General features: G+C 74.1%; 15 protein-coding genes and 1 riboswitch. Of the genes, 7 read left to right on the forward strand and 8 right to left on the reverse strand.

The features are described 5' to 3' along the window. The first annotated feature begins 98 nt into the window (after window positions 1–98). Complete coding sequence (locus tag OG906_RS07800) at window positions 99–887, forward strand: helix-turn-helix domain-containing protein (RefSeq protein WP_329441211.1); 789 nt, start codon at window positions 99–101, stop codon at window positions 885–887. Here the strand turns inward: OG906_RS07800 and OG906_RS07805 are convergent. Together OG906_RS07805 and OG906_RS07810 are read right to left on the reverse strand one after the other, a co-directional pair. Then, on the reverse strand, window positions 873–1,298 hold the full coding sequence (locus OG906_RS07805; protein WP_329441213.1) for a hypothetical protein: 426 nt from the start codon (window positions 1,296–1,298) through the stop codon (window positions 873–875). The two genes, OG906_RS07800 and OG906_RS07805, sit on opposite strands and share 15 nt — an antisense overlap. Before the next feature lie 329 nt (window positions 1,299–1,627). Continuing rightward, window positions 1,628–2,509 (reverse strand): bifunctional 5,10-methylenetetrahydrofolate dehydrogenase/5,10-methenyltetrahydrofolate cyclohydrolase, encoded by an 882-nt coding sequence (locus OG906_RS07810; RefSeq protein WP_329441214.1) that lies wholly within the window; start codon window positions 2,507–2,509, stop codon window positions 1,628–1,630. Between the two features lie 28 nt (window positions 2,510–2,537). Beyond that, window positions 2,538–2,633: riboswitch (ZMP/ZTP riboswitch) on the reverse strand. A gap of 79 nt (window positions 2,634–2,712) precedes the next feature. Here OG906_RS07810 and OG906_RS07815 point away from each other — a divergent pair. Together OG906_RS07815 and OG906_RS07820 are read left to right on the forward strand one after the other, a co-directional pair. Then, on the forward strand, window positions 2,713–3,474 hold the full coding sequence (locus tag OG906_RS07815; RefSeq protein WP_329441216.1) for a methyltransferase domain-containing protein: 762 nt from the start codon (window positions 2,713–2,715) through the stop codon (window positions 3,472–3,474). A gap of 225 nt (window positions 3,475–3,699) precedes the next feature. After that, entirely contained in the window at window positions 3,700–5,274 is a 1,575-nt protein-coding gene (locus OG906_RS07820; RefSeq protein ID WP_329441218.1) for an RNA polymerase sigma factor, read from the forward strand. 95 nt (window positions 5,275–5,369) lie between these two features. Here OG906_RS07820 and OG906_RS07825 read toward each other — a convergent pair whose 3' ends face one another. The 3 genes from OG906_RS07825 to OG906_RS07835 form a co-directional block, all read right to left on the reverse strand. Next, on the reverse strand, window positions 5,370–6,737 hold the full coding sequence (locus tag OG906_RS07825) for an amino acid permease (protein ID WP_329441220.1): 1,368 nt from the start codon (window positions 6,735–6,737) through the stop codon (window positions 5,370–5,372). Between the two features lie 74 nt (window positions 6,738–6,811). Next, window positions 6,812–8,932, reverse strand: coding sequence for a phage holin family protein (locus OG906_RS07830; RefSeq protein ID WP_329447963.1), 2,121 nt, complete (start codon window positions 8,930–8,932; stop codon window positions 6,812–6,814). Between the two features lie 106 nt (window positions 8,933–9,038). Then, on the reverse strand, window positions 9,039–9,443 hold the full coding sequence (locus OG906_RS07835) for a hypothetical protein (protein ID WP_329441221.1): 405 nt from the start codon (window positions 9,441–9,443) through the stop codon (window positions 9,039–9,041). A 119-nt stretch (window positions 9,444–9,562) separates the two neighbouring features. Here OG906_RS07835 and OG906_RS07840 point away from each other — a divergent pair, with 119 nt between their 5' ends. Both OG906_RS07840 and OG906_RS07845 read left to right on the forward strand, forming a co-directional pair. Beyond that, complete coding sequence (locus tag OG906_RS07840; RefSeq protein WP_329441223.1) at window positions 9,563–10,339, forward strand: MBL fold metallo-hydrolase; 777 nt, start codon at window positions 9,563–9,565, stop codon at window positions 10,337–10,339. Then, window positions 10,336–10,971, forward strand: coding sequence for a DedA family protein (locus tag OG906_RS07845; RefSeq protein ID WP_329441225.1), 636 nt, complete (start codon window positions 10,336–10,338; stop codon window positions 10,969–10,971). The genes OG906_RS07840 and OG906_RS07845 overlap by 4 nt, the downstream gene beginning before the upstream one ends. Before the next feature lie 42 nt (window positions 10,972–11,013). On the opposite strand, the gene OG906_RS07850 is transcribed toward OG906_RS07845, so the two are convergent. Together OG906_RS07850 and OG906_RS07855 are read right to left on the reverse strand one after the other, a co-directional pair. After that, entirely contained in the window at window positions 11,014–12,138 is a 1,125-nt protein-coding gene (locus OG906_RS07850; RefSeq protein ID WP_329441227.1) for an MBL fold metallo-hydrolase, read from the reverse strand. A 28-nt stretch (window positions 12,139–12,166) separates the two neighbouring features. Continuing rightward, the gene (locus OG906_RS07855; RefSeq protein ID WP_329441228.1) at window positions 12,167–13,405 is read right to left on the reverse strand and encodes an aminotransferase class I/II-fold pyridoxal phosphate-dependent enzyme; all 1,239 of its coding nucleotides are present in this window, start codon (window positions 13,403–13,405) and stop codon (window positions 12,167–12,169) included. 280 nt (window positions 13,406–13,685) lie between these two features. Between OG906_RS07855 and OG906_RS07860 the strand changes: the two genes are divergently transcribed. Together OG906_RS07860 and OG906_RS07865 are read left to right on the forward strand one after the other, a co-directional pair. Beyond that, the gene (locus OG906_RS07860) at window positions 13,686–14,507 is read left to right on the forward strand and encodes a methyltransferase domain-containing protein (protein WP_329441230.1); all 822 of its coding nucleotides are present in this window, start codon (window positions 13,686–13,688) and stop codon (window positions 14,505–14,507) included. A 132-nt stretch (window positions 14,508–14,639) separates the two neighbouring features. Beyond that, window positions 14,640–15,956 (forward strand): serine hydrolase domain-containing protein, encoded by a 1,317-nt coding sequence (locus tag OG906_RS07865; protein ID WP_329441231.1) that lies wholly within the window; start codon window positions 14,640–14,642, stop codon window positions 15,954–15,956. Here the strand turns inward: OG906_RS07865 and OG906_RS07870 are convergent. Next, a complete protein-coding gene (locus OG906_RS07870; RefSeq protein ID WP_329441233.1) occupies window positions 15,892–17,868 on the reverse strand; it encodes a DUF5107 domain-containing protein in 1,977 nt (658 codons plus the stop codon). The genes OG906_RS07865 and OG906_RS07870 overlap by 65 nt on opposite strands. Between the last annotated feature and the right edge of the window lie 102 nt (window positions 17,869–17,970).

Below are 17,970 nucleotides of genomic sequence, written 5' to 3' on the forward strand. Positions count from 1 at the left end.
GGTCTCGCGCGGCGGTCCGTGCCGGCGCGTCCGCGCGCCGTCGCCGCGGCGCCCCGGCCCCACGCGGCGGGCCGGGCTCCCTGGGCTACCGTCGGGGCATGACGACGGTGAGTGTGGGCGCGATGCTGCGCACCTGGCGGGAGCGGCGCGGGATCAGTCAGTTGGAGCTGGCGGGCCGCGCCGACTCCTCGTCGCGGCACATCAGCTTCGTGGAGACCGGCCGTTCCCGGCCGAGCGAGGAGATGGTGCTGCGGCTCGCGGAGCACCTGGACGTCCCGGTGCGGGAGCGCAACGCCCTGTTGCTGGCGGCCGGCTACGCGCCCCGCTACCCGCACACCCCGCTCGACGACCCGTCGATGGAGGTTCTGCGGGACTCCCTGGAGCGGCTGCTGACGGGCTACGAGCCGTATCCGGCGCTGGTCGTGGACGCCACGTACCAGGTGATCGCCGCGAACCGGGGCATCGCGCTGCTCCTGGACGGTGTGCCCGAGCACCTGCTCGCGCCGCCGCTGAACGCGATGCGGCTGACCCTGCATCCGCAGGGCCTGGCCGCGCGGATCCTCAATCTGCGGGAGTGGCGCGGTCACCTGTTGGAGCAGATGGAGCGGCAGATCGCCCTGTCGCGCTCGGAGCCGCTGCGCGCGCTGTACGAGGAGGTGGCGGCCTACCCCGTGGCGGAGCGGGCCGATCACGGCGAGCCGCGGGAGGCGGTCGCGAACATCGCGCTGCCGCTGCGGATCGAACACGACGGGCAGACGCTGTCCTTCGTGTCGTCCATCTCCACCTTCAACACGCCGATGGACGTGACCGTCGCCGAGCTGGCCATCGAGACCCTGCTGCCGGCCGACCCGGCGACCGTGAAGTACCTGCGCTCACTGGTCCCGTGAGGGCGTACCGCGCAGCGCGAGCCACTGGACGAGCGCGAACCCGGCGACGACGAGCGCCTGCGCCGGGATCCACACCGCGCCGGCGACGGTCGGGGTGAACCAGAGGAGTGCGGCGGCCAGGCTCAGCGCCACCCAGAGGCAGTTGGTCTCGATGACGAGGCGGACGGGGAGCACCGGCGGCCGGCGGCGGGAGGCCAGCCATCCGACGCCCGCCCCGTAGAGGGCGAGGAGCGCGCCGAGGACGAGCAGGGTCGTCGGGCCGACGCCGAGGAGCCGGCCGAGCGGCTCGGAGAAGGCCAGGTAGGCGAGCCCGTTGCCGGTGGTGACCAGTGCGTCGAGCGCGAGGGACCGGCGCAGGACGACCTGGGGCCCGGTGGTGCGGGCGATGCTGCCGAGCAGGGTTGCGGACATGGCGGATCAACCTCCGTCGAGGAGCGGACGCGCGGGGTGGTGGGGCACCGGGTCCCGGAGCCGAGTGCGCGACCCCGGAACCCGATGCCCCCACTGTGCCGCCGGGCCGGGGCCGGGTCGATTACCCCGGGGGTAAGGGCCCTGCCCGGGACGCGCCCGGACCGTCGCGGTGCCCGCCGGTACGGACAGGTCCTCCGCCTCAAGCGGGCACACCTGTCTCGGAGCGGCCGCTCGGGGTGTGCGGGGGCCGCGGGTCGCCGGGGAAACGGGACGCCCCGGACCGGGGCGGGCCGGGGCGTTCGTCGTACGGGATCGGGCGGGAGCCGGGGTCAGAGCTCCGCGAGGTCGAGCCCGGCCTGCGCGGCGGCGGCCCGCACGGTCTGCTCCAGGAGCACGGCGATGGTCATCGGGCCGACGCCGCCGGGCACCGGGGTGATCAGGGAGGCCCGGGCGGCGGCCGACTCGAAGTGGACATCGCCGACGTTGCCCGCGTTGTAGCCGGCGTCCAGGACGACGGCGCCCGGCTTGATGTCCTCGCCGCGGATGAACTCTGCCTTGCCGACGGCGGCGACCAGCACGTCGGCCTGGCGCACGATCGAGGGCAGGTCCACCGTGCGGGAGTGACAGTAGGTGACCGTGGCGTTGCGCTCCAGCAGCAGCATCCCGGCGGGCTTGCCCAGGATCGCGCTGCGGCCGACGACCACGGCGTGCTTGCCGGTCAGGTCCACGTCGTACTCCTCCAGGAGGCGCATGATGCCGCCGGGGGTGCAGGAGACGAAGCCCGGCAGGCCGAAGCCCATGGCGGCGAAAGAGTGCATCGTCACACCGTCGACGTCCTTGCCGGGGGCGATGGCCTCGAAGGCGGCCCGCTCGTCGATGTGGTGCGGCACCGGGTGCTGGAGCAGGATGCCGCTGATCTCCGGGTCCTCGGAGAGCGCGGTGAGGGCGGCCACCAGTTCCGCCGTGGTGGTCTCGGCGGGGAGCTCGACGTGGCGGGAGGTGATCCCGGCCTTGGCGCAACGGTTCTGCTTCATCCGTACGTAGGTCACGGACGCGGGGTCCTCGCCGACCAGCACGGTCGCCAGACAGGGGGCGGTGCCGGTGCGCTCGGTGATCTTCGCGGCGTGGGCGGCGGTCTGCTCCGAGATGCGGCGGGCGACGGCGGTGCCGTCCATGAGCCGGGCGGTCTGAGCGGTCTGGGCAGTCGTCATGGGGTCTCCTGAGCGTCGCTGCGGAATCGCGGTTCGCCCAGGCGCGCGGCAGTCGACGTACCCACCGGTACGCCGGGCCGCTCCCCGGTGGTGATCCACCCGAACGCCAGTCACGGCCCGGCGCCCACTCTAGTCGACGCCCGCGCGCGGCGGGCCGGCGATACCCGGTGGAGGACCGGCTCCCGGCCTGCGACGATCGGGGGATGACGCGTACTTTCGACCATCTTGTCGCCGAGGCGGAGTCCGTTTCCGTGGACGGCTGGGACTTCTCCTGGCTCGACGGCCGCGCCACCGAACAGCGCCCCTCCTGGGGCTACCAGAAGCTCCTCGGCGAACGTCTCTCCCGGGTCTCCTCCGTCCTCGACGTCCAGACCGGTGGCGGCGAGGTGCTCGCCGGGGCCGGCGCCCTGCCGCCGCTGACGGTGGCGACCGAGTCCTGGCCGCCGAACGTCGCCAAGGCGACCCGGCTCCTGCACCCGCTGGGCGCGGTGGTGGTCGCCGACTCCGACGAGCCGCCGCTGCCCTTCGGGGACGAGGCCTTCGAGCTGGTCAGCAGCCGGCACCCGGTGACCGTGTGGTGGGACGAGATCGCCCGCGTGCTGACGCCGGGCGGCACGTACTTCTCGCAGCAGGTCGGTCCGGCCAGCGTCTTCGAGCTGGTGGAGTACTTCCTGGGCCCGCAGCCGGAGGAGGTCAGGCGTGGCCGGCACCCCGACGACGCGGTCGCCGAAGCCCGGAAGGCGGGCCTGGAAATCGTCGATCTGCGCTCGGAGCGACTGCGGACGGAGTTCAACGACATCGGAGCCGTGATCTACTTTCTACGGAAGGTGATCTGGATGGTGCCGGGCTTCACGGTCGGGCACTACCGGGACCGGTTGCGCGAGCTCCACGAGCGGATCGAACGCGAAGGCCCGTTCGTCGCGCACACCGCCCGCTTCCTCGTCGAGGCCCGCAAAACGGGCTGAGCGGGAGGGCGCGGGAGGGCGGACGGATCCACGTCGGATCGGTTGCGTCGCCACAGCGTGGCGCAGGTCACTCAATTCAGCGCGTAACGAATCGACTCGGGCATGCGATGAACCGACAGGTGTCCTCGCGCGGTCCCGGAATACAGACCCCCCTCGGGTCTGTTTCCCGAAGTCGCGCGATGATGTCCCGCTCACCCCTTATCTGTTCGCAACGAGAGGCTCCTTGTGTCGCTCAGCCCGTCCCGTACGTTCCCTCCGGAGATCGCCGAATCGGAGGCCCTCGTCGCGCTCGTCGAGCGCGGCCGCGAGCAGGGTCACATCAACGGTGATGACGTGCGCCAGGCCTTCGAGGCCGGCCGCATCCCGGTGGACCAGTGGAAGCGGGTCCTGCGCAGCCTGAACCAGGTCCTGGACGAGGAGGGTGTCGCCCTCCACGTCAGCGCCGCCCCCGCCACCAAGGCCGCTGCGAAGAAGCCGCGCAAGGCTGCCGCCGCCCCGGCCCGCACCGTGACCAAGAAGGCCGCCGCGCCGCGCCCCATCGGCGCGCGCAAGACGGCGGTCGCCGCCACCGCCGCGGCGATATCCGCACCGTCGGCCTCCGGGACCGAGGAGGAGGTGGCGGCCGAGGCCGCCGCCGAGCCGAAGAAGCGGACGGTCAAGAAGACCGCCGCGAAGAAGGCGACGGCCACCAAGAAGACCGCCGCCACGAAGAAGGGCGCCAAGGACGGCGACGAGGGCGAGACCCCGGCGGCCGAGGGCGAGGACTGGGCGGCCGAGGACCTGGCCGACGAGGCCGAGGAGGGGACTCCGAAGGTCGGCGGGACCCAGGGCTTCGTGCTGTCCGACGACGACGAGGACGACGCCCCGGCGCAGACCGTCATGGTCGCCGGTGCCACCGCCGACCCCGTCAAGGACTACCTCAAGCTGATCGGCAAGGTGCCGCTGCTCAACGCCGAGCAGGAGGTCGAGCTCGCCAAGCGCATCGAGGCGGGTCTCTTCTCCGAGTACAAGCTCGAAGAGGAGGAGGACCACAAGCCCACGTTCAAGCGTGAGCTGGAGATCCTCGTCGAGGACGGTCGCCGGGCCAAGAACCACCTGCTGGAGGCCAACCTCCGTCTCGTGGTCTCCCTCGCCAAGCGCTACACGGGCCGCGGCATGCTCTTCCTGGACCTGATCCAGGAGGGCAACGTCGGTCTGATCCGCGCGGTGGAGAAGTTCGACTACACCAAGGGCTTCAAGTTCTCCACGTACGCGACCTGGTGGATCCGGCAGGCGATCACGCGTGCCATGGCCGACCAGTCGCGCACCATCCGCATCCCCGTCCACATGGTCGAGATCATCAACAAGCTGGCCCGTGTCCAGCGGCAGATGCTCCAGGACCTCGGCCGGGAGCCCACTCCGGAGGAGCTGGGCAAGGAACTCGACATGACCCCCGAGAAGGTCATCGAGGTCCAGAAGTACGGCCGCGAGCCGATCTCCCTGCACACCCCCCTGGGTGAGGAGGGCGACAGCGAGTTCGGTGACCTCATCGAGGACTCCGAGGCGGTCGTGCCGGCGGACGCGGTGTCCTTCACCTTCCTCCAGGAGCAGCTCCAGTCGATCCTGGGGACGCTCTCCGAGCGTGAGGCGGGCGTGGTCTCCATGCGGTACGGCCTCAACGACGGCCAGCCGAAGACCCTGGACGAGATCGGCCGCGTGTACGGGGTCACCCGTGAGCGCATCCGTCAGATCGAGTCGAAGACGATGTCGAAGCTGCGTCACCCGTCGCGTTCGCAGGTGCTGCGCGACTACCTCGACTAGAAGCGGACACGGGGGCTCGGAGCGGTCGTGAGACCGCTCCGAGCCCCCGTGGCGTTCGCGGGGCGTGGGCGGGCCCGCGCGGGCCCGTCCGCCGGTCAGGTGGCCGTGGCGCGGTGCCTGCGGGCGGACATCACGGCGTAGACGACCACGCCCACGAAGAGGAACAGCACGCCCTGGTACACGGCCGCGTACCCGGAGCCGGCCACGAGCCACATCGAGAAGGCGAAGGCCGCGCAGGCCAGGACGGTGTCACGGACCAGCCGGCCGCGGTGGACGCGCGCGGACTGCCCGGAGACCAGGAAGTGGATCTGGGCGGCGCTGGAGAGCAGGTACGGGACGGTCGCCGTGAAGGTGGTGACCAGCACCAGCATCTCGAAGACGCCCTCGGTGCCGGCGGTGTAGTTGTAGACGGTCAGGGCCGAGGCCAGGACGACGGTGACGAGGACCCCGACGATCGGGACCCCGCGCCTCTTGGTCTCGAAGACCTTCGGGAAGAGCCCGTCCTTGGCCGCTGCGTACGGGGTCTGCGCGCTGAGCAGGGTCCAGCCGTTGAGGGCGCCGACCATCGAGATCACCGCGGCGCAGGCGACGAGGGTGCCGCCCCAGGTTCCGCCGAACATGGCGTCGACGGCGTCGCTGAACGGGGCCTCGGAGGTGACGAGCGTGGCGTGCGCGACGAGGCCGAAGACGGACAGGGTGCCGAGCAGGTACACGGTGGCGGCGCCGGTGGTGCCGAGGATGGTGGCGCGGCCGACGTTGCGGGCCGGGTCGCGGACCTCGCCGGCGCTGACGGCGGCCGACTCGACCCCGAGGTAGCTGAAGAGCAGGATCGCGGCGGCGGCGGAGATCGCGCCGACGGCGCTCTGGTCGGTGGCTTGGAAGGGGCCGAGGTTGGCCGGGTCGAAGAAGAACAGCCCGCCGACGGCCACCAGGAGCAGCGGGGCGAACTTCAGTACGGTGGAGACCAGTTGGACGGCTCCCACGTAGCGGGTGCCCGCGAGGTTGGCGAGCGCGGGCAGCCACTGGACGGCGAGTGCGCCCAGGCACATGGACCACTTGTGCTCGCCCACGGCGGGGAAGAGCACCGTGAGGTAGCCGACGGCGGCGACCGCGAGGGCCGCGTTGGAGACCCAGGTGGTGATCCAGTAGCTCCAGGCCGCGAGGAAGCCGGCGAAGTCCCCGAAGGCCGCGCGGGCGTAGACGTACGGGCCACCGGTCTGCGGGTTGCGTTCGGCGAGCCGGCCGAAGACGAGCGCGAGGGCGATCGCGCCGACGGTGAGCACGGCGAAGGCGACGAGGCTGATCGTGCCGAAGGGGGCCACCGCGGCGGGGAGGAGGAAGATCCCGCCTCCGATGATGTTGCCCATGACCAGGCAGGTCGCGATCGGCAGGCCGAAGCGGCGGGCGTGCGGGCTCGCCTGTTCGTCGGTGGGGACGGGGGCGGGGAGGGGGGTGGTGCTCACGGGTGGTGCGCCTCTGGTGTTTCACATGCTGGACAGGTCGACACATCGTCGGGCACCGCCAAGGACGCACCAAATCAGCGGGTTTCGTCCTGTACGGACACCTCCACGGAAGGAAGGGTTCCGCCGACGCCGGGCTTCGGCCGGTGATCCTGCGGTGCGGCGGCCGCGGACGGGGTGCCCAGCGGGACCTGCGGGCCGTCCGCCTCGCGGAGCCAGCGGCGCAGCACCCCGTGCACCGCCTCGGCGCCCACCGGCGCGGCCCCCGGGTCCGACAGTTCGGTGGGCCACATCAGGAACGGGTGCCCCTGCTCGCCGCCCAGGCCGCCGTGCGAGCCGATCTGCTCCTCGAAGGCGTGCACGGTCCCGTCGGCCGGGTCGAACGCCGAGTTGACCATGATGTCCGCCACGTGCGGGAACGAGTCCGTCCGGCGGACGGCGTCGGCCGCGCCCGGCCCGAAGTCCGCCAGCAGCCGCTCCGCCGCCCCCGGCTCGTCCAGCCGGGCCACCGCGCCGCCGGGGCCCAGCACCTCCCCGTCGACCAGCAGGAACCCGACCCCCGGATGGTTGGCCAGCGTGGCCAGCAGCGCCGGGTGGGTCCGCTCGATCCACGCCCGGTCGGCCCGCCCGGGCAGGTCCGGGAAGGAGACCAGCCCGAGGTTCCCGGACGCCAGCACCACCGGGTCGGAGCCGCCCGCCGGGTCGGCCTCCTCGCCCTCCTCCACCGGCCGGTGCAGGGCCGCGCGGACCGCCGCGCGCGCCTCGGCGCCGCTGCGGGTGCCGCCGGCCCGGCGGGAGACCGGGAGCCCGCACCCCGCCCGGACGAGGTCCTTGAGGGTGAGGCCGTAGCGGCCCAGGAAGGTCTCCCCCGGGCTCTGTCCGTGGTCCGAGAGCAGCACGATCCGGTAGGCGCGGGGGGCGTGCTCGGCGACCCGGGCGATCAGCGCGAGGCTCCGGTCGAGGCGGGAGAGCACCCGGTCGGTGTCCCGGCCGTGCGGGCCGGAGTGGTGTGCGACCTCGTCGTAGGCCACCAGGTCCGCGTAGACGCAGGCACGGCCGGCGAGCATGTCCCCGATCACCGCCGCGACGACCACGTCCCGCTCCACGACGGTGGCGAAGGCCCGGATCATCGGGTAGAGCCCGCCGCGGCCCACGCGCGGCGCCTCGTGCCGGATCCGGGCGCGGGTCGACTGACCGATCTCCCGGCCCACCTCGGCGACGAAGGAGAGGGCGGTGCGGACGGCGTTGGCCGGGTCGGAGAAGTACGCGAAGTAGCCCGCCCGGGAGCGGTTGGCACGCCCGCGCCGCGCGGACACCGACAGCACCAGGGCGAGTTGGTCGGCGCCGCCGCTGAACAGGTTGCCGCGGCTGGCCCCGTCCAGGGTGAGCAGTCCCCCGTCGCCGGTCCGCTCGATGGCGCGGCGCTGGAGTTCGGCGGCGCTGGTGGGCCGGTTGCACACCACGATCTCGCCGGTTTCCTTCTCGTACCAGCGGAAGGCGGGCACGTCGAAGTTCGAGCCGTGCAGGATGCCGAGCTGGCTGGCGCCCGTCTGGCTGGACCAGTCCGTGCGCCAGGACATGACGCGGTGGCTGCGCTCCAGCCAGTCGCCGACGGTGGGCATCGCCCCGGATCCCGCGGCCCGGCGCAGCACCTCGTACCCGACCCCGTCGAGCTGGAGGAAGACCAGCCCGGGGGGCGCCTCGCCCGCGCCGGGGGCGCCCGAGCGCAGCTGCCTGCGCCGGCGCCGGTCGGCGAGCCGGTAGAGCCGGCGGCGGTACGCCTCGTCGTCGCGGACGGCCAGGGCCGTGGACGTGGCGGACGCCACGGCGGACATCACCGCGGCGACGACCACGGCGGTCTCGGGCGCCACCTCCCCGCGTCCGTCGGGGATCAGGTTGAGCGCGATCAGCAGCAGCGAGCCGTTGAGGAAGAAGACGAGCAGCCCCAGCAGCAGGGCCGGCACCAGCAGCAGCGCCCGGACGAGCAGCGGCCACACCAGCGCGCTCAACAGCCCGAAGGCGCCGGCGCCCCAGGCGGCCGTCAGCGCGATGCGGGTGACACTGTCACCGTCGTCGGACTGGAGCCGGAAGTCCGGCAGGATCCCGGCCAGGGCGAGCATGGTGAGCGTGGACACCGCCCACACGAGGATCACCCTCACCAGTGCGCCGCCCGCCGTGCGCCACCGTCCGCGCCACACTCCGTACCCCCGTTCGTGGTTCACTGCCAGCGTCGCACAGCGACGCGAACGCGGCCGGGTGACACAGGTGGCGCACGCACGTACGGAAACCGCCGGTCAGGTCGTGTTACGTACCGTCGTAGCCCGCGGTCGGCATGGACAGCCGGCGGTGCACTTCCGCCTTCATCGCGGAGGTGTACGTCGGCTCCTCCAGCTCGGCGGTCTCCAGCCGGATCCCGCGCCGCTCGCACTCCGCGGTGAAGTCCTCGACGGAACGCAGCGCCCGGGCCAGCACCCGCTGGTTGGCGGCGACGAACAGGTCGACCCGTCCCGCGTCGACGTCGGACCAGAGCCCGCAGTGGTCGTGGCGCAGGCCGTAGACCAGCAGGTGCCGTGCGACGACGTAGCCGCGGTCCGCGGCCCAGCGGGCGCACATGGCGTGCTGGCTGCGGGTGTCCACGGCGAAGGGGTCGACGTCGAGTTCCTCCAGCGGGGCCATGCCGGCGATCGCGGCCACGCGCAACTCATCCATGGCGCCCGACCCTACTCCGATCCTCGACCGTCGAGGAGAGGGCTGCCGGGTTCCGATTGCGCGCGGTTCGACGGGACAGGATCTAAGGTCGACAGGACCGATCGAGGGAGGGAGCACCGGTGCCGGTGGAGATCACCTGGTGGGGGCATGCCACGTGCACGGTGGAGGACTCCGGGCTCCGGTTCCTGACGGACCCGCTGTTCGCCCGGCGGTTCGCGCACCTGCGGCGACGGCGCGGGGCGGTGCCGCCGCCGCACGCGGCCGAGGCGGACGTGGCGGTGGTCTCGCACCTGCACTCCGATCATCTGCACCTGCCCTCGCTGGCCCGGCTCGCGCCGGGGACCCGGCTGTTGGTGCCCCGGGGTGCCCGCCGGGCCGTGCCGGGGCTGGCGCGGGTGGCGACGTCCCGGGGCCTGGCCGTCACGGAGGTGGCGCCGGGCGACGTGGTCCCCGTACGGGACGGTGTACGGGTGCGGGCGGTCAGCGCGCGGCACGACGGACGGCGGCTGCCGTACGGACCGCGGCTCGCGCCGGCGCTCGGGTACGTGATCGAGGGCGCGGCACGGACGTACTTCGCCGGGGACACCGGGCTGTTCGACACGATGGCCGACGAGGTCGGGCCGGTGGACGTGGCACTGCTCCCGGTCGGCGGCTGGGGTCCGTACCTGGGGGCGGGGCACCTGGACGCGGGCCGGGCGGCGCGGGCGCTGGCGGACCTCGCGCCGGCGGCGGCGGTGCCGGTGCACTACGGGACGTACTGGCCCATCGGCATGGACGCGGTGCGGCCGCACGAGTTCCACGCGCCGGGCGAGGAGTTCGCCCGGTTCGCGGGGCGGCTCGCGCCGAAGGTGACGGTACGGGTGCCCGACCACGGTGAGCGGGTGCTGCTTCCGTGACCTGGCGCGACCTCCTCGCCGCGGCGGTCGGCCAGGTCCCGCCGGACGGCACCCGGCAGGCGGTCGGGTACCCGGCGCTGTTCCTCCTCGTGGCGCTCGGCGCACTGCTGCCGGTGATCCCGACGGGGGCGTTGGTGAGTTCGGCCTCGGTGGTGGCCTTCCACCAGGACACCCTGCCGTTCGGACTGCTTCTGGTGTTCGCCGTCTCGGCGTTCGCGGCGTTCGTCGGGGACCTCGCGCTGTACTGGCTCGGGCGGCGCGGGGTGCACTCGCGGGGCGGTTCGCGATGGTTGGAGCGCCTGCGGGGACGGGCCACCCCGGAGCGGCTGGAACAGGCTCAGACGAAGCTCGACGAGCACGGCGTGCTGGTGCTGGTCGTCTCGCGGCTGGTGCCGGCGGGGCGCATCCCGGTCATGTTGGCGTGCCTGCTGGCGGAGATGCCCCTGCGCCGCTTCGCGCGCGGCGACGCCCCGGCGTGCCTGGCGTGGGCGGCGACCTACGGCCTGATCGGGATCCTGGGCGGCTCGCTCTTCTCGGAACCCTGGAAGGGCGTGGCCCTCGCCGTCGGCTTGACCCTGCTGATCAGCGCGGCGCCGGCGCTCTGGCGTCGTGTCCGACGCGGTGCGGCGTGAGAGCGCGGGCCGGGCGCACCGCGCCGGGTCTCCGAAGCGTCGTCAGAAGGTGCGGGAGGCGCCGATCGGCAGGTCCCACAGCAGTGCGCGGTCCAGTCCGGCCCGCTCCCAGGCCGCGCGCACCCGGTGCAGTGGCTCCATGACCGGCTCGGCGGACAGGACGAAGGTGGCCCAGTGCATCGGCGCCATCCGACGGGCGCCGAGGTCGAGGCAGGCGCGCACCGCCTCCTCCGGGTCGGTGTGCACGTCGCGGAGCCACCACCTCGGGGCGTACGCGCCGATCGGCAACAGGGCCAGGTCCATCCCGGGGTGGCGGCGGCCGATCTCCGCGAACCAGTGCCCGTAGCCGGTGTCCCCGGCGAAGTAGACCTTCTTGCCGTGCTCCGTGTCGGTGAGGATCCACCCGCCCCACAGGGTGCGGCAGCTGTCGAGCGGCGACCGCTTCGACCAGTGGTGCGCGGGGACGAACTCGAAGCGGACGCCGCCCAGTTCGGCGCACTCCCACCAGTCGAGTTCCGTGACCCGCTCGAAGCCGCGGCGGCGGAACCAGCGCCCGAGGCCGGCCGGGACGAAGCAGGCCGTGTGGCGGGGCAGCCTTCTGAGGGTGGGGGCGTCGAGGTGGTCGTAGTGGTTGTGGCTGATCACCACCGCGTCGACGGGCGGCAGGTCCTCCCAGCGCACGCCGACGGGGGTCAGCCGGGCGGGGGTGCCCAGGATCCGCCGGGACCAGACCGGGTCGGTGAGCACGGTCAGGCCGCCGGTCCGCAGGACCCAGCCGGCGTGACCGACCCAGGTGACGGACACCGTCCCGGGCCGGGCCTCGGGCACGGGGGCGGGGGCGCAGGGCAGGTCGGGGATGCCGCGCAGCCCTTCCGGGCCGGGCCGCAAGGCTCCCTCACGGGCCAGTCGGGCGAGTGCGCGGACGCCGGGCAGGGGGGTGGTCAGCCGGTGCGCGAACGACCGCGGCCATCGACGTACCTCGTAGAGGGGCCGGGGCGCGGGCGGCCCGGGCGGCCCGGCGGGGTCGACGGGAGCGGGGCGGTCGGTGAGATCGGTGAGATCGGGGCGCAGCGGTGTCCGCCGGGTCGCGCCCGCCCCCGCCGCTCCCCCGGCTCCCCCGGCCGAACCGGCCGCCCCGGCCGAACCGGCGTCCGTCCGGTCCGTCATCGAGGAGTCTCCGTTCGCCGGCGGGCGTTCACTCGGCCAGCCCGGCCAGCACGGACCGCAGCCGGTCCAGTGCGTCCCGTACGTGCGGCAGCGCCAGGGGGTCGGGGGCCGTGAGGGCGGCCAGCCGTTCGCCCGCCGTGGCTCCGAGCAGCGGGCCCGTCGACAACCGGACGCGCAGCCCGACGGGTTCGTCCGCGAACCGCTGCCCGCCGGGCGTCGGCGAACCCAACCGGCCGCCCAACCAGTCCTCCAGTTCCATCGCGTCGCCCACGCCGTGTCGGGCCAGTCCGGCCCGCAGCGGGGTCAGGTCGGCGTACAGGTGCCGGCCGGCCTGCGGGGGGCGGGCGAGCGCCCCGACGGCGAGGACCTCCCGGTGCGCGGCGGCGGCCACGGCGCCGTGCAGGGCGGCCGCCGCGACACTGCGGGCGGCGACGGCGTCGGGCTCGTCGAGCGCGTGCGCGGCGGCGCCGACCACCGGCCCCGCGACCAGGGCGCCGGTGGCGGTCAGCACGTCGAGGGTGCGGGCCCGCAGCCAGGTGCCGCGGGGGGTGGCGGGGAAGCGGATCACGGCGGCGGGCCAGCCGGCGGGCAGCAGCGCCCCCGACAGGTCGACGAGGACGGCGGCCTGTTCGGGGAGCATCTCGGCGGGGCTGAGGACGAGCGTGTCGTGCGGCCGGTGGACGGTGTCGCGCCAGCTCTCGTCGCTGACGACGAACAGGCCCGCCTCCTCGGCGGCCTCGCAGGCCTCGCGCAGCATCTCGGGCGGCGGCACGGTCGCGGTCGGGTCGTCGGCGACGGAGAGCAGCAGGACGCGCGGGTCGCCGCCCTCGGCGCGGACCCTCCGTACCGTCTCCAGCAGGGCGTAGGGGTCGGGTACGCCCCCGCATTCGGCCGGGGTCGGCACGTGGAACGCCCGCCGTCCCAGCAGCCGGACCTGTGGGGTCCACCAGGCGGGACAGGGGCGGGGGAGCATCACGTCGCCGCCGTACGCGCCGAGCAGTGCGAGCAGCAGCGACGCGGCGCCGGGCCCGGCGGCCACGTTCTCCGGTGCGGTGGGCAGGCCGCGTCGGGCCCAGTGCCGGCAGGCGGCCTCGCGCACGGACGGGCCGCCGCCCGGTGGCTCGGGCGCGGAGCGGTCCGCGGCCGCGGCGAGCACGGCGGTCAGCTCGGGCAGGACGGGCAGACCGGGCGGGGGCGCGGGCGGCACGTACCGGACGGGGCCGCGTCCCTCCGCCGTCGTGCGCTGCCACCCCGCCGTCCCCGCCATCCCCGCTGTCCTTCCCGTCCACACCGCCGACCGACCATGACCTTTATACGGTTATTCGCCCGGTTTCGCCCGTCAACCCCCGCGCCCGGGCCGCACCTGCGGCGACACCCCCGCCCGCGCACCGGACGCCCCGGCCGGGACGCCCCCCCCTTCCCGACACTTCCCTTGCCCCACCGGAGTCACGTCCACATGTCGAAACGCACATCTCACATACAGAGCGGGCGGCTACGGTGATCACAGCGCTTCCCAGAGACGAACTCGACGAGGAGGAGTCACCGCCATGAACGCCATGAAGGAGACCGCCGTCTACACGCACGGCCACCACGAGTCGGTGCTGCGGTCGCACCGTTGGCGCACCGCCGAGAACTCGGCGGCCTACCTGATCGGCGAGCTGCGACCGGGCCTGTCGGTCCTGGACGTGGGGTGCGGTCCGGGCACCATCACGGCGGACCTGGCGGCCCTGGTGTCCCCCGGCGGGCGGGTGACGGCCGTCGACGCGGCGCCGGACGTGCTGGACCAGGCCCGGGCCCACGTCGCGGAGCGCGGACTGGCCGGATCGGTCGAGTTCGCCACGGCGGACGTCCACGCACTGGACTTCCCCGACGACTCCTTCGACGTGGTCCACGCCCACCAGGTGCTCCAGCACGTCGGTGACCCGGTGCGCGCCCTGCGCGAGATGCGGCGGGTGTGCCGGCCGGGCGGCATCGTCGCGGCCCGGGACGCCGACTACGCGGCGATGACCTGGTTCCCGCGGACGCCGGGCCTGGACGAGTGGCTGGGCCTGTACCGAGCGGTCGCGCGGGCGAACGGCGGCGAACCGGACGCCGGGCGGCGCCTGCTGTCGTGGGCGCGGGAGGCCGGCTTCACCGAGGTGGCCGCCTCGGCCGGCGCGTGGTGTTACGCCACCCCGGAGGAGGTCGCGTGGTGGTCCTCCCTGTGGGCGGACCGTACGACGGCCTCGGCGTACGCGTCGATCGCCGCGGACGGCGGCCACGCGACACCGGCCGAACTGTCCGGGATCGCGGAGGCCTGGCACGCGTGGGGAGCCGCGCCCGACGCCTGGTTCTCCGTCCTGCACGGCGAGGTCCTGGCCCGCGCCTGACGCGCCGGTCGGGCATGACCCGTAAGGGAGGGGCGCGGCGGCCTCCTCCCTGATCACGAGGTCGACTCCCCCGCTGTCGGCCTACGTTGAGGCGGCACCTCACCCGCAACCGACGAAGGGCAGTCCCCGCTCATGCGCCGCCTCACCACCACCGCCGCTCTCCTTCTCGCCCTGGGCCTGGCCGGCTCCGTCATCGCGCCGGCCGTGGCCGCGCCCACCGACCCCGCCCCGGGTCCGGCCGCCGCGGCCGCCGGCGACCTCGACGGCGTGGCCTTACGCCGCGCCTTGGACGCGGTGATCGCCCAGGGGGTACCCGGTGCGGTGGCCGAGGTGCGCCAGGACGGACGCGTGTGGCGCGGGGCGAGCGGTGTCGCCGACCTGTCGGGCCGGCCGGCGCGGGCGGACGACCGGTTCCGGGCGGGCAGTGTCACCAAGACCTTCGTCGCCACGGTGGTCCTGCAACTGGTCGCGGAAGGCCGGATACGACTGGACGACCCCATCGGCCGCCACCTTCCCGGGCTGATCCCCGCCGGGGCCGACGGCGCCCAGGTCACCGTGCGCCAACTGCTGGGCCACACCAGCGGCATACCGAACTACACGGACGTGCTGCGACGACAGCCCGACCCGATCAGAGCCCTCCAGCACAGCGCGTACACGCCGCACGAGCTGGTCGCGATGGCCCTTCGGGAGCCGTGGGCGTTCGATCCGGGCGCCCCGGGCCATTGGCAGTACTCCAACACCAACTACGTCGTCCTGGGCCTGCTCATCGAGCGCGCCGGCGGCCACCCGCTCGGACGGGAGATCGAGCGGCGCATCGTGCGCCCGCTGCGTCTGACCGACACCCTGGTGCCGTCCGGCCCGGACCTGCCCGGACGGCACCTGAACGGCTACGAGTGGCTCGACGGCCCCGGCGCCGCCCCCACCGACCTGACCGGGTTCAGTGCCGGCGCCTTCTGGGGACCGGGCAACATGATCTCCACCACGGCCGACCTCAACCGCTTCCAACAAGCCTTGTCCGCAGGCCGGTTGCTTCCGCCCCGACTGCTGGGCGAGATGCGGGACGTGCGGGACACCGATCGCGCCGGACGCTCGTACGGCCTCGGCCTGGAGGCGAACACCACCGTCTGCGGCACGGCCCAAGGGCCGGTCCGGGGACACAGCGGCAGCGTGCCCGGCTACAACACCTTCAGCTTCGCCTCGGCCGACGGACGGCGGTGGATCACCCTCGCGGTGAACGTCGACCTCACCAAGACCAGGGGCGCGGACGAGGCCATCGGCCGCGTCCTGTCCACCGCGCTCTGCCGGCCGGCCCCGCCCGCGCAGCCTGCGGCCCAGGCCGGCTCTTCTCTCGCCGCCCGCACCGTCTCCGCGTGCGACCGGCGGTTCACGGGGACGGTTTCGGCGGGCGCATGCGGAAGTCGTACGCGGGTGGCAGCGGGCGGTCGGTGAGCGTGGCCCACACCTCGGTCAGGATCTCCTCCCCTTCCCGGAGGTCGGCCAGTTCGAGGCCCTCCTCGAAGACGCGGCGGGCCGCGGCCACATGGCCCTCCGCCGCGAGGAGCCGCGCCGCGAGGAGCCGGAAGCGGCCCTCCTCGCGCTGCGCCGGCCGCAGTCGGTCCCACACCGCGCGGGCCCGGGCCGGTTCGCCGGCCGCCAGCAGGGCGGTCATCGCCTCCCGCCCGAGCGCGGACTCGGCGGCCGGCCAGCCGGCGTCTCCGCCGCTCTCGTCGACCAGGTTCGCGAACGCCTCCGTGTAGCGGTCGGCAGCCCGGTCGAGGTGGCCGGCCAGCGCGTCGGACTCCGCCAGGCACCTCAGCAGCGGCCACCGCGACGGCGCCGGCGCGAGCCCGCGCTCCCAACTGCGCACGGCCTGGGCGATGTCACCGGCGTGCCACTGGGCCACGCCCAGGTGGTACTCGGTCAGCGGGTCGGCGGGCGCGGTCTCCAGCATGTCCCGCCAGTGCGGGGCGACCAGGCTGGGGCCGGGCGGGGCGGCCCGTTTGGGCCGGGGGAACGCCCCGGAGCGCCACAACTCCAGCCAGGGGGCCTGCTCCTCCCCGAGGGTCGATTCCTCGAAGGGGGTGCCGGGCAGCTTGAAGCCCGCGCGCAGCACCTCCAGTGCGCCCCAGCCGGAGCCCGTCGCGAGCCGCTCGCCCGGTTCGGTGTCGGCGCAGCCCCGCCACGCCTCGTACGCCGCGTCCAGCTCCTGCCGGGGCAGCGCCGTCTCCAGGGCCGTCCCGGCCGCGACGCGGGCGGCGCCCCAGTCGTTGCCGTGCACCGTCGAGGCGTCCGCCGACAGGGCTCCGTACGCCTCCAGCCAGCTGAACTCCGCGCCGGCGTCGAGGCGTACGTGTTCGAGTTGGGTGCGGGCCAGGCCGGCCTGGATCTCGGCGTAGCCGACCGTGCCCGGTTCCGTCAGCCACTCCTGCCAGCGCCGGCCGCCGGTGCCCGCGCCCCACGTGAAGAGCTTGCGTCCGCGCAACCGCCCCGTCGAACTCTGGACGAGCCCCCGCCCGTCGGCGTCGAGCGAGGCGATCCAGGGGCGGTCCGTGTCCTGGACCTCGTAGAAGTAGTCGGCCGGGTACGTGCCGCGCAGCGGGTACGTGCGGTCGACGCCCTCCCACTCCGGTACGGGGACACGGCGCAGCTCGCGTTCGTACCCGAAGTGCCAGGCCTCGTCCGCCGGGACGAGGACACGGGTGCCGGCGTCCTCGGGGACGGCGATGTTGGACCACCAGTAGAGGGGCGCGGGTCGCTCGTGCGGGTTGCGCACGCGGACGCCGACGTACAGGAACTCCGAGCCCTCGGGCAGCCACAGGTCCACCTGGAACGGGGTCTCGCGCAGCCGTTCCCATTCCCACAGCCGCAGCATCGTGTCGCCGTCGGGCCCGGGGACGAGCGCGGCGTGCAGCGGGGCGCAGGCGAGGGCGCCGTGCCCGGTGGCGCCGATGTTCCATTCGACGCCACCGGAGAACCAGGCGCCGTTGAGGGCGAAGTTGGCGGGTTGGAGCACCGGGTTGCGGTAGAGGAGTTCGCGTCCCGTCGGCAGGTGGACGAGGGAGTGGATCCGGCCGCCGAGCCCGGGCAGCACGGTGACGCGCAGGTGCGCGTTCTCGATGACGATCGCCTCGTACTCGCGTTGCGCCCGCTCCCGTCCGTAGCCGTCGCGGATCCGGACGGGAAGCAGCGAGCGCAGCGGCTCGTAGCCGATCTGCCGCGCCATGTCGCGGGGCAGTCCCCGGCGCGACCGCTCGTCCAGTTCGTGCACCCCGTCGGGCGCGCGCAGGGCGGGCAGTGGGTTCTCGGGGCCCAACGGGGCTCCGGGGAGGGTCAGTACGGCGCGTCGGACGGTGGTGGCCATGAAGGAATGGAACACGCCACGGGGGCCGGTGCACAGGGGTTCCGCGGATCACCACCGGTCAGGATTACGCAAAGCCCTGGCCTGCGGGTGACGCGATCGGTG

It is taken from the genome of Streptomyces sp. NBC_01426 (assembly GCF_036231985.1).
Lineage (GTDB): Bacteria > Actinomycetota > Actinomycetes > Streptomycetales > Streptomycetaceae > Streptomyces.

Coding starts and splice junctions, on each gene's coding strand:
- OG906_RS07865 (WP_329441231.1), top strand. CDS start 14,640: ATGCGCCGCCTCACCACCACCGCCGCTCTCCTTCTCGCCCTGGGCCTG.
- OG906_RS07835 (WP_329441221.1), bottom strand. CDS start 9,443: ATGGATGAGTTGCGCGTGGCCGCGATCGCCGGCATGGCCCCGCTGGAG.
- OG906_RS07810 (WP_329441214.1), bottom strand. CDS start 2,509: ATGACGACTGCCCAGACCGCTCAGACCGCCCGGCTCATGGACGGCACC.
- OG906_RS07800 (WP_329441211.1), top strand. CDS start 99: ATGACGACGGTGAGTGTGGGCGCGATGCTGCGCACCTGGCGGGAGCGG.
- OG906_RS07805 (WP_329441213.1), bottom strand. CDS start 1,298: ATGTCCGCAACCCTGCTCGGCAGCATCGCCCGCACCACCGGGCCCCAG.
- OG906_RS07855 (WP_329441228.1), bottom strand. CDS start 13,405: ATGGCGGGGACGGCGGGGTGGCAGCGCACGACGGCGGAGGGACGCGGC.
- OG906_RS07850 (WP_329441227.1), bottom strand. CDS start 12,138: ATGACGGACCGGACGGACGCCGGTTCGGCCGGGGCGGCCGGTTCGGCC.
- OG906_RS07860 (WP_329441230.1), top strand. CDS start 13,686: ATGAACGCCATGAAGGAGACCGCCGTCTACACGCACGGCCACCACGAG.
- OG906_RS07815 (WP_329441216.1), top strand. CDS start 2,713: ATGACGCGTACTTTCGACCATCTTGTCGCCGAGGCGGAGTCCGTTTCC.
- OG906_RS07870 (WP_329441233.1), bottom strand. CDS start 17,868: ATGGCCACCACCGTCCGACGCGCCGTACTGACCCTCCCCGGAGCCCCG.